At 35.9% G+C, this 11,327-nt stretch carries 12 protein-coding genes; 9 read left to right on the forward strand and 3 right to left on the reverse strand.

Annotated features, from left to right (window positions below; all coding sequences use genetic code 11):
• Nucleotides 1–30: 30 nt before the first annotated feature.
• The 4 genes from AC1DDX_RS08945 (at nucleotide 31) to AC1DDX_RS08960 (ending at nucleotide 4,416) form a co-directional block, all read left to right on the forward strand.
• Nucleotides 31–495 (forward strand): response regulator, encoded by a 465-nt coding sequence (locus tag AC1DDX_RS08945; protein WP_172659821.1) that lies wholly within the window; start codon nucleotides 31–33, stop codon nucleotides 493–495.
• Nucleotides 496–688: 193 nt separating this feature from the next.
• Nucleotides 689–1,159: a response regulator gene (locus tag AC1DDX_RS08950; RefSeq protein ID WP_172659822.1), complete on the forward strand. Its 471-nt coding sequence runs from the start codon at nucleotides 689–691 to the stop codon at nucleotides 1,157–1,159.
• 19 nt (nucleotides 1,160–1,178) lie between these two features.
• Nucleotides 1,179–3,398, forward strand: a complete 2,220-nt coding sequence (locus AC1DDX_RS08955) for a T9SS type B sorting domain-containing protein (protein ID WP_337716578.1) — start codon at nucleotides 1,179–1,181, stop codon at nucleotides 3,396–3,398.
• A 1-nt stretch (nucleotide 3,399) separates the two neighbouring features.
• The gene (locus AC1DDX_RS08960; protein WP_172659824.1) at nucleotides 3,400–4,416 is read left to right on the forward strand and encodes a PorP/SprF family type IX secretion system membrane protein; all 1,017 of its coding nucleotides are present in this window, start codon (nucleotides 3,400–3,402) and stop codon (nucleotides 4,414–4,416) included.
• An 8-nt stretch (nucleotides 4,417–4,424) separates the two neighbouring features.
• Here AC1DDX_RS08960 and rpoN read toward each other — a convergent pair whose 3' ends face one another.
• Together rpoN and AC1DDX_RS08970 are read right to left on the reverse strand one after the other, a co-directional pair.
• Nucleotides 4,425–5,897: an RNA polymerase factor sigma-54 gene (rpoN, locus tag AC1DDX_RS08965; protein ID WP_172660307.1), complete on the reverse strand. Its 1,473-nt coding sequence runs from the start codon at nucleotides 5,895–5,897 to the stop codon at nucleotides 4,425–4,427.
• A 598-nt stretch (nucleotides 5,898–6,495) separates the two neighbouring features.
• Nucleotides 6,496–6,795 (reverse strand): Lrp/AsnC family transcriptional regulator, encoded by a 300-nt coding sequence (locus AC1DDX_RS08970; protein WP_353935603.1) that lies wholly within the window; start codon nucleotides 6,793–6,795, stop codon nucleotides 6,496–6,498.
• 208 nt (nucleotides 6,796–7,003) lie between these two features.
• On the opposite strand from AC1DDX_RS08970, the gene mscL reads away from it, so the two are divergent.
• Nucleotides 7,004–7,360, forward strand: a complete 357-nt coding sequence (gene mscL, locus AC1DDX_RS08975) for a large conductance mechanosensitive channel protein MscL (RefSeq protein WP_477621969.1) — start codon at nucleotides 7,004–7,006, stop codon at nucleotides 7,358–7,360.
• 1 nt (nucleotide 7,361) lies between these two features.
• Here mscL and AC1DDX_RS08980 read toward each other — a convergent pair whose 3' ends face one another.
• Entirely contained in the window at nucleotides 7,362–8,228 is an 867-nt protein-coding gene (locus tag AC1DDX_RS08980; protein WP_172659827.1) for a ChaN family lipoprotein, read from the reverse strand.
• Nucleotides 8,229–8,425: 197 nt separating this feature from the next.
• Between AC1DDX_RS08980 and AC1DDX_RS08985 the strand changes: the two genes are divergently transcribed.
• The 4 genes from AC1DDX_RS08985 to AC1DDX_RS09000 form a co-directional block, all read left to right on the forward strand.
• Entirely contained in the window at nucleotides 8,426–9,199 is a 774-nt protein-coding gene (locus AC1DDX_RS08985; protein WP_172659828.1) for a LiaF transmembrane domain-containing protein, read from the forward strand.
• Nucleotides 9,200–9,210: 11 nt separating this feature from the next.
• The gene (locus AC1DDX_RS08990) at nucleotides 9,211–9,582 is read left to right on the forward strand and encodes a DUF4288 domain-containing protein (protein ID WP_172659829.1); all 372 of its coding nucleotides are present in this window, start codon (nucleotides 9,211–9,213) and stop codon (nucleotides 9,580–9,582) included.
• On the forward strand, nucleotides 9,572–10,633 hold the full coding sequence (locus AC1DDX_RS08995) for a sensor histidine kinase (RefSeq protein WP_246269427.1): 1,062 nt from the start codon (nucleotides 9,572–9,574) through the stop codon (nucleotides 10,631–10,633). The genes AC1DDX_RS08990 and AC1DDX_RS08995 overlap by 11 nt, the downstream gene beginning before the upstream one ends.
• Nucleotides 10,611–11,327: LytR/AlgR family response regulator transcription factor (locus AC1DDX_RS09000; RefSeq protein ID WP_477621967.1), on the forward strand; the 717-nt coding region annotated here is incomplete at its 3' end. The genes AC1DDX_RS08995 and AC1DDX_RS09000, both read left to right, overlap by 23 nt.

An 11,327-nucleotide genomic window follows, 5' to 3' on the forward strand; every position in this document is an offset into this window, starting at 1 on the left:
TTAAACAATTTTGCATGGTTTTTTAGTTTTATGGATAGGCAAATAATAAGTGTATTGTATGTTGATGATGAAATACATAATCTAAACGCCTTTAAAGCTTCTTTTAGAAGGGTTTTCAATGTGCATACAGCAGAGTCTGCTGCTGAAGCAGTGCAAATATTGAAACAAGAACATATTAATATCATACTTACCGATCAGCGCATGCCTGTTACCACAGGTATAGAATTCTTAGAATCAATCATTGATGAATATCCTGATCCAATTAGAATACTTCTTACTGGATATGCTGATATAAATGCAGTTATTGATGCAATCAATAAAGGGCAGGTTTATCTATATATTGCTAAGCCATGGCAAGAAGAGGAACTCCGATCAGCTCTGGAAAAAGCTTTTGAAGTATATTCTTTAAGGGAGAGAAATAAAGAATTAAATGAGGAACTTTTACTTGTTAACGAACAATTAGAGTTTATGTTGAGACAGAAGTTATTGTCTTAAGTTATAGCTTTTGAGCCCTCAAATAAGATCTGAATAGTTCAGTTTGATTTGTCTGAAAAATCAGGCACTTGGAGTTTAAGTCAAACAATTATTTAAAATAATTAAAACTTGTACTAGAAAATAACTTTTAAGCTAAATAACTTCATTAAAACTTATTAAATCGATATATTTAACAAAAAACATTTCAGAGAATATGAGCAGCGGTGCCTCAATAAACGTTTTGTATGTAGATGATGAACTTCATAACCTGAACTCTTTTAAAGCCGGGTTTAGGAGGTTATTTAATATTTTCACTGCTGAGTCTGCGTTAGAAGGAAGAAAAATTCTTGAGGCAGAGAATATTCATGTTATTATTACAGATCAAAGAATGCCAGTTATGACTGGCATCGAATTTTTGGAATCTATTATACCTGATTTTCCTGATCCGATAAGGATTCTTCTGACAGGGTACGCAGATATAAATGCCGTTATTGACGCAATAAATAGAGGACAGGTTTATAAATATATTCAAAAACCCTGGATGGATGAAGATTTGAGGATCAATATAGAAAAAGCCTTTGAAATATATTCTTTAAGAAAAGAGAACAGGGAACTTACCCAGCAACTGATATTAGCAAATAAGCAACTAGAATTTTTGCTAAGGCAAAATAATTTGCTGCCTTAAATGTAAGAGCCGATCAATTATGAGAATCTGGAGAATAACTTTACTAACATTAATTCATCTCTCCTTTTTCTTAAGTATTCAGGCACAAAATATATCCAATGAAGGCACTGATTTTTGGTCAGTATTTCCTACACATGATCCCGCATTTTACCTGGGGCTCCCAAAGCTCGCCAACAATACCATTTATGTGTCTTCAAAAAATAATTCAGAAGTAACAGTTACCTGTGGGGCTTGGAGTCAAACTAAGAAAATTATGGCCAACGTTGTTGAACCATTTCTTATTCCGAGAGCCGATGCATACGTCGATTTAAAAGACATAAATACCGTTAAAGTTCAAAAGGGAATACATATAACGGTCACAGCCGGCATGCCCAAAGTAGCCGTGTATTCACATATCTATGCGGGCAGGCGTTCTTCAGCATCTCTGATCCTTCCAACAGACGCGCTTGGACAACAGTATTTTTCAATGAATTATACTCAAAATGGCAATATAAACGATGGAGCAGGCAGAAATTACTTGGCAATTGTTGCAACTGAGCCAAATACAAAAATAATAATACATACAAGAGAGGGGAAAAGATCAGTTTCCTTTAATAATGCAGGAGAGGTTTATGAATATATGCCGCCTGACCAGCGAGATTTAACCGGTACAATTGTTGAAATAGATCCACTTTCTCCTGACAACTGTAATAAACGATTTGCTGTTTTTTCTGGAAATACTTCAGTTTCTATTGGTAAGGGTAGTCCAGATGAAGATTCCAGAGACCCGCTATATCAGCAGTTATATCCGCCAACAAGCTGGGGTAAAAACTATAGTGTAGTTCCATTTAAAGATAGAAAATTCTTGTTAAGAATATTAGCGCAAGAAGATAACACCCGGGTAGACTTTAATGGTGGTACATTTATATTGAATAAAGGACAATTTTACGAGAGCCCTTCGTTGCTAATGGAATCATTGTTCATTAAGGCGAATAAGAAGATAAGTGTAGCACAATATTCTTTAAGTCAAATCTGGTCATCTGCAACAAATCTTGAAATGTTGAGCGATCCTGATATGGTATTGCTTAATCCGATAGAATTTAATGTTAAGGCTATCACACTATTCTCATCTACAAAAGAGCGCATCTCTGAGCGCTATATTAACGTGAGTATGAAAACCTCAGTAACATCAACTTTTAAAATTGATGGAGCCGCTCCGGAAAATGGCACATGGTCAGTAATACCATCCAATCCTGAGTATTCATGCATACAGATAAGAATTAGTAATGTAAGTTCAACATTGACCGCCAACGATGGATTTAATGCTATTGCTTACGGCTTTGGCGAAAAAGAATCTTATTCGTATTCTGCTGGAACAAACCTAGCGGCCGACAATTATCTTTTGATTCATAATCAGTTAACCAATACGGATTCAAAAAATGCTTGTGTTGGTCAAAAATCAAATTTTAAAATTGTGTTACCCTATAAGGCGCTAAGCATAACGTGGGATTTAGAGGGGTATTCTCCAATAGATTACACACCAGAACCTCAAATAATACCTACTCCAGATGGTCCTTCCTATGCATACTTATACAACAGGGATTTCATCTTTGATGAGTTAGGGAAATTGAAAATGCAGATCACGGCTGTAAGACCAAATGAAAATAATTGTTTAAGTGCTGAAATCGAATATGATTTTGACTTTGATATAAATCCCGTTCCTACGCCCATTATAAGTCTGGATCCAGAGGGGTTTGTAGATTCCTTGATTAGTTTTACAGATCTAAGCAATTCTAACTTAACAGATAAACCCCTGAATAAGTGGTTGTGGGACTTCGGCGATGATCAGGTATCAACAGCACAGAATCCAACTCATATCTATCGAAAACCTGGTGATTTTACCGTTAGGTTTTTTACAGGAAGAGATGACGGATGCATGTCTGAAGTGATTACAAAAGTTATACGTATCCGGACTAAAATAAATTATGATTCAACGGATATATGTCCTCCAAATGCTTTTAGTCCTAATGATGATAAAATAAATGATACCTGGATTATTGATGCTATTGAAACTTACCCTGATGTTACAGTAGAGGTTTTTACTCGTTACGGAGCGCGAATTTTTTTTAGCAGCGGGTATAGTGTACCTTTCGATGGAAAATTTAAAGGTGAAGCCTTGCCTGTGGGAACTTATTATTATATTATCGATCCAAACAATGGCACAAAAAGAGTAACAGGAGCTTTAACATTATTGAAATAACGTGAGAAAAAATATATACCTTATTCTGGCACTTGTATCACTAAATGTTGTGGCATTAGCGCAACAAAGGCCTCAGTATACCCAGTATATTTTTAACAATTACCTGTTGAATCCGGCCATTAGTGGTATTGAAAACTATACCGACATAAAAGTTGGTTATAGAAAACAGTGGGTTGGTATAAATGATGCACCTCAAACTTCATTTGTTTCAGTGAACTGGAAGCTTGGCGATGATTATTTATGGAGAAATCCGCTATCCTTGCCTGATAAGGGAGACAACCCGATGAGCAGGAATTATATGCAAAATTATACTGCTTCACCTTCACACCACGGGATGGGAATAATCGCCGTATTGGATGAAGTTGGGCCAATATCGAGATTAGATGCCAATATTACATATGCCTATCACCTGCAAATGGCCAATCAGTTAAATCTTTCGGTGGGTGTTGCTGCCGGATTAACAAGGATAGGGTTCGATTCGGGCTCATTGCAGTTTCATGATGGAGAAATAGAACCAGCAACCAGGAATGCCATTGAAAGTCAGGTTAAGCCAGATTTGGGGCTTGGAATTTGGTTATATGGAGCCAGATTTTTTGCAGGTGCATCGGCGCAGCAAATCTTATCTCAGAAGTTAAAATTTGTGAATGATCCTGGATTCAATCTTGGAAAGGAAGTTCCGCACTTTTTTGTTACCACCGGATATAGATTTTTTGTCTCAGAAGAGATATCTGCAACTCCTTCTGTGATGTTCAAAAAAGTAAGCCCTACACCGGTATCAATAGATGTAAATATGAAACTGTCCTTTAAAGACCGATTTTGGATAGGGGGGAGTTATCGTAAAGACGACTCATTTGCCGCATTGGCCGGGGTGAATATTAGCAAACTGATTAACCTTACCTATTCTTACGATTTTGTTACTTCGGATCTGAATCGTGTTACGAATGGAAGCCACGAAATTGTTTTAGGATTCCAACTCAATAATGTGTACGAAGTGTTTAGCACCACAAAAATGTGGTAAATCAAATATTAAAGCTCTTTTCTAAGGCGGGCCACAGGAATATTCATTTGTTCCCTATATTTAGCTACAGTTCTGCGGGCAATATTGTATCCTCTGTCTTTTAGTATCTCTGTGAGCTTTTCATCTGCAAGTGGTTTGCGTTTATCCTCATTGCCGATGCAGTCTTCAAGGATTTTCTTAACTTCTTTATTAGAAACCTCTTCACCACTTTCTGTTTGTATGGCTTCAGAAAAGAACGATTTCAATAGAAAAGTACCAAATTCGGTTTGAACATATTTAGAATTAGCAACCCTCGAAACCGTAGAGATATCCATATCTATTTTATCTGCAATATCTTTTAAGATCATTGGGCGCATTTTACGCTCATCTCCGGTAAGAAGGTATTCGTATTGATATTGCATAATAGCATTCATGGTTTTAAGCAAAGTCTGCTGCCTTTGCTTAATGGCATCGATGAACCATTTTGCCGAGTCCAGTTTTTGTTTTACAAATTGAACCGCTTCCTTCATCTTTTTATCTTTCTGGGCTGCTTTATCGTAATGATCAAACATGTCAATATAGGAGCGGCTAACCCTTAATTCCGGTGCATTCTTTGAATTGAGCGTAAGAATTAAGATACCATCATTATTTGATACATGAAAATCGGGAATTACCTGTAATTGTTTTGTTGTTACCTGATTAGAATCGCCAGGCTTAGGGTTGAGCCGTAATATTTCGGCAATAATCTCCTTAAGATCTTCACTGCTTAAACCTAAAGATTTTTCAAGTTTATCGTAATGCTTTTTGGTAAACTCGTCAAGATAATTTTCAACAATTTCAATAGCCTTTAAAATAATTGGGTTACTAGGGTCTTTCCGTTTCAACTGAAGGGTTAAGCACTCCTGCAAATCTCTGGCCGCAATACCCGGAGGATCAAATGCCTGAATAACCTTAAGCATTTCAAAAACATCTTCTTCTTCAACCATTACATTTTGAGAGAATGCAAGGTCATCAATCATTGAAGTAATTGGGCGTCGTAAATAACCGTCGTCATCCAGGCTTCCTATAATTTGTTTACCAATAATAAAGTCCTGATCTGATAAAGGAACAAGATCCAGTTGTTCCTGAAGGCTTTCAAAAAAGGTACTTTCAATCGCAATTGGAGTTTCCTTTTTCTCTTCATCGTCATCATTGTTATTGTACGATGTACTGTAATCATTTACACTATCGTCCTGCAAATAGTCATCTACATTAAATTCATCAACACTTTCTTCCTTTGCTCCGGCATCAAAATCATCCGGTGCATCATTTAAATCATCATACTCACTTTTAGGTTCTTCTGCAATCATTAGACTTGGATCTTCCAATGCAGGATTTTCTTCCAATTCTTCTTTAATACGTGTATCTAAAGCAACGGTTGGTACCTGCAGCAATTTTATAAACTGAATTTGCTGAGGCGATAATTTTTGAAGGAGTTTTTGTTGTAAATGTTGTTTAAGCATAGAGTAAGTGGCCCGGTAATTTAATATACCTGTTTCAAAAATACGCATTTCGTTTATATAATAGCAATTGCCACAATTATATTATAGAAAATACCTGATAAACAGAGCGAAATATATCAACCGTTTTTAGCGAAATATTTCATCGACATTACAAATATCTATTCCCCTTTGACGATGATTTTATATGAATGTTTCTTTATGATTAATGTAATTAATTTTAATGATAATTTGGTGCAAAAATACGTTGAAAAGGTTTTGAAATAGCTAGAAAAAGGGTTATGCGTGAATAAAAATTGGGTGGTCCAGGTCATTCAGCCCTCGTACCACTCCGGTTCTGTTTTTGTTCGGCTCTGGTCGAACGAGGTCCGAACAAGGTACCTATTAAAGTGCTGCAAAAACCGACTATATTACAGGCCCCAGTCAGCGCCCTTTCCAAATCTGAAACTAAACCAAAATTCATCCAATTTTTGGTAATCAATTGTATGGATTTACGATCAATTGATTTCATACGATTAAATATATTATAAATAAGAATATAATGCAACATTGTATTCTTATTTATAATACTTACTATCTCAAAATTTGTACTTAAAACAAATCACGAAAGTTTGAGCGCCGCTTCACGCTTATGTTCCGCTAATACATAATAAGTGAAAGTTTTTCCCACCATAGCCATTGCTTTAAGTTTTGTTTCAAAAAAAACATAAAAACTCTTAGAGCAGGTGGTCGCAACTTTAAGATGAAAATCATATTGTCCGGCGATCTGAGAACATTCCATTACCTCTTCGAAAGTGTTTATTTGCTGAAAGAAATTGTAAGCTGCCAGTGATGAATGGTCATTGAGTCTAACAAGTATATACGCCAATTCAATCTTATGGAGTTTTGTGTAATCGAGCAATAGTACAGATGCTTTTACAAAACCTCCCTTTTTAATAGTTTGATTCTTTCATGTGTCGCTGATTCCGATTTATGAATTTTATGAGCTATTTGCTTTATTGGCGGAGCCATGGTGGATGTCTGTCATAGGGGTGCCAATAACAGGTTAAATTTAGGCTAGAAAATGGCTTGGCCTGGATGGGCGGCCGTTTTTTTTTTAATTTGTAATTATCGGTGGTGCTTTTGGTAAGATCATAGACAGTGTTGTTAATGACCTTATCATGCCGTTAATTTCAACAATAGTCGGCTCGGTTGATTTTAGTAATATGTATGTAGTACTAAAAGGAACTGTTTCCGAAGGAATGGCACTTGTTGATGCAAGAAAAGTTCCTGGGGCTGTTGTTTTTGCTTACGGTAATTTCATTACAGTAGCTATTAACTTCCTATTACTTGCATTAGCGGTATTTATGCTTGTAAAAGGGATTAATTCAATGAAACGCAAACAAGAGGCAGTTGCAGCCGCACCTGCAGGTCCTACTAAAGAAGAAGTTCTACTTACTGAAATCAGAGATTTACTGAAAAAGTAAATTAAAAGCTCTTTTTGACACCTGGGTCGGTTATAATAATATAATCACCCAGGTGTTTGTGTTTTTCCCATTCAGGGTTGTTAAAATCTGCCGAAGGGAAACACGACAAATTCGAAATGGTAAGTTTCTTCGAAGTACTTTTTAATTTTGCAAGCGTACCCAATCTTTCGTCACTATGAAAGCGGCCATTGAGCTGTAATATCTTTGTACCCTTATGTTTCTTTATATATCTGACAATAGACCAAGCCATTGTAGCATCCCAAAAATTCTGAGTCTGGTATATTTTCATGCTACCCATATTATGGCCGCCAAGTTCTTTTATAAATTTATTGTAATAGCTTCCGGTTGCTGTGTCTATAGGTAGTGGGGGTAAATAAGCTTTCGACTCTTTAGGAAGGGTATTTAAAACATTGAGCCCTGATTTACTAACCATATTGCTATATCTTGCAGCTCCATTAGCTCCAATTACATCTATTTTGTTGGCTTTTGCATATTCAATAAGGGGGCTGTAGTCCTTATAGTTGTTCCATGCCCTAGCTTCTTTCGTGAAATTTTTTTCAGAGATATAACCTCCTAGATATTCATTTATCACAGGCTGTACATCGGTATGAAACATTTCCATAGAAAGAGCAGTTTTGGGGTATGCAAGATGGATCTGTTTAAGAATTTCAAGCTCCAATGTGTGACCTACAGAATCATTGTGCTCTTCACCAAAAAATAAAACATCTGTTTTGTTTAGATTTTGGATCAATTCATTTACAGAGATAACTTTTCGATTTTTAACATCATAAATTTTATACTGCCGCGAAGTTTGCGCTAAAATAAATAAGGGCAGGCATATGCAAATAATAGTAAGGAGATGTTTCATGTGTCAAAAGTAAGGGATATTTTCACCGATTAAAAATGCACGTTTACCGATCTTTGGCGTAGATATAAATCATTAATGTTGGCTAATGGGATGGTTCTATATACATTTGATCTAGTACATTATATTAAAAGTTAAATAGAGCATAAAATTCATAAAGATTTTAATAGACTTTATTGAATTATATAAAATATACAGAAATGGAAAAATTTACGAACAACAACAGTTCTAGCAGATTATGGAGTGGGTTGATAATATTAGGTGTAGGTCTGGTGTTCTTTTTAAGGAATTTTGGCATCGATATTCCTCATTGGGTTATCAGCTGGCATACCTTGTTGATTGTAATCGGCTTGCTGGTTGGTTATAAGAGGAACTTTAACGGTGGTGGATGGATGATAATGGTGTTGGTAGGAGGGTTTTTTACACTTGAAGACATTGGAGAATTTGACTTGTCCAAATACTATTTTGCTATTGCATTTATTATTCTTGGTTTGTACATGATTTTTAAACCCAAAAGAACTGAATGGGATAAAGAGAGGTGGAGAAAAAGATGGAATAAAAGACATCCACGTTTCAGAAACTTTGATGAAGCTGTGAATACAGATGAAACGAAAGAATATAGCGATATAGATAAAGATGATATTCTTGATTCCGTGAATGTGTTTGGAGGCAGCCATCAAAATGTATTCTCAAAGAATTTTAAAGGAGGGGATGTGATCGCGATTTTTGGTGGCTCGGATATCAACTTAACGCAAGCTGATTTTGAAGGCACAATAATTCTGGAGGTGGTTGCAATATTTGGAGGATTAAAGATCGTGATTCCACCAAGTTGGGAAGTGAAATCTGAAGTTACCGCCATTTTTGGTGGTATGGATGATAAGAGAGCAATGGGTCAGGTGATAGACGGGCCAAGAAAAATAATAATTATTAAGGGGGTGGCATTATTTGGCGGGGTGGATATTAGAAACTTTTAAAACCCTATGTTATGAAATGGTTTTTAGTAAGGTATATTTATGAAATAGTTTGCGGTGAGGGTAGTTACAAACCGCAGTTTGATGAACAATTAAGATTAATGCTAGCATTAAATAGTGCAGAAGCACTTTTAAAAGCAGAAGAAACAGCCAATAGTTTTCATCCGCCATTTAATAACTGTAGTGGCGAACTGGTAACCTGGAGATTTATTTGCATTGCTGATCTGCATGAAATTCAAACACCTGATGATGGTGCTGAAATAGCATCAATAATGCATGAACCAATTGATGTCTCTGCTTTTTTAGATCAGATAGAAAAGAGACAGGCCTTTTTAAAAGAACATATACAACTTACAACTACAGAATTAGATTGTTTTGACAACTAGACCTCTATCAGTTCCACAGATCCAGAAGTTTGCCCTTGTTATATTTTTAGCCTGGGTAGCAATTTTTGTGTTCCTGTTTTATTATACACTGAATTTTACGCTGCCTGTTTCTGTTGCTGACAGTTTAATAACAAATGGGCTATTGGCTATAGCATGTATTATTCTGAGTAATTTATTAGGTTATTACCAACCTAAAAATGAAACGATATTGTTTATACTAGTGTTAACTCTAATGCTGGCTCTGATCATCACTTTTGCAAGTAAGTTTGCACTAAACTTTTTGTTTGTAGATAACCTTACTTACCAAAGTTTTTTAAACTTGTCTTTATTGGTTCGCTTTATTATTGTATTTATATTTTTAGCCTGGTGTGCTTTAGCAAATATATTATGGTACAGACTGGAAGAACAGTCTGCCACCCAGCAAAGATTGCTCACGGCTCAGAACTTATCAAAGGAAGCAGAATTAAATAAGCTAAGGCATCAGCTGCAGCCACATTTTTTGTTTAATAGCTTGAACTCTGTATATGCCCTTACTATAGTAAATCCTAAAGAGGCAGGCACCATGATCACTAAGCTTGCCGCCTTTTTAAGAGGTACATTAAAACGTGATGATGAGGTTTGGGTTAGCGTAGGAGAAGAGATGGAATATATCCAGCTTTATCTTGATATTGAAAAAGTAAGATTTAGCCACAGATTGAATATTGATATTAATATCGACGAGGATACGTTGAATCTGTATTTGCCAGGTACATTGTTACAGCCGATAGTAGAAAATGCAATAAAATTCGGCCTTTACAATACCTCGGCTGCAATTACAATCTCAATGCAAGTAAAGGTTGAAAATAATGTCCTGGTGATTATGGTACAAAATCCTTATGATCCTGAAATGAAGGCGGCTGGCGGAACTGGTTTTGGTTTGTCTGCTATTAAAAGAAGGCTATATTTGTTGTTCGCTGATGAAAAATTGCTGAAAACAAAGGCTACAGAAGATAATTTATTTATAACAACGCTTAAAATACCTCAGGCAAATGATAAGAACAATACTAATTGATGATGAACCCTTAGCCAGGGATATTGTGAAACATTATCTGAGCGACTTTCCAAATATTGAGGTGTTGGCAGAATGCAATGATGGGTTTGAAGGTATTAAAGCGATCACTCAGCACCAGCCTGATTTTATTTTTCTGGACATACAAATGCCAAAAATTAATGGTTTTGAGATGTTGGAATTAGTAGAGAAACCGCCTGCGGTAATATTTACCACGGCATTTGATGAGTATGCAATTAAGGCGTTTGAAGTTAATGCGGTCGATTATCTATTAAAACCTATTGAAAAGAGCAGGTTTGATCTTGCTATGCAGAAACTACCATCAAGGTTGAATAACAATAGTGATGAATCAACCAGAGAATTATTAGATTCTGCAGCGCTTAGTCCAACACAAAATAATAGGGTTGTAGTTAAAAAGAATGGGGTAATTAAAATTATTGCCGTTTCTGATATTCACTACCTGGAGGCAGATGATGATTATGTGAAAATGAGTACCGTTGAGGGGATATTTCATAAGAATAAAACAATGAGCTTTTTTGAACAAACTTTGGACTCCGCTCAATTCATTAGGATACATCGTTCATATATTATAAATTTGGCGCAGGTTACTAAGATCGAGCTGAAAGAAAAGGATAGTTATATTGTTCTTTTAAAATCGGATATATGGCTGCCAGTGAGTAAAACAGGGTATGTGAAG

This window comes from Pedobacter sp. 10L46_2 (genome assembly GCF_056395165.1).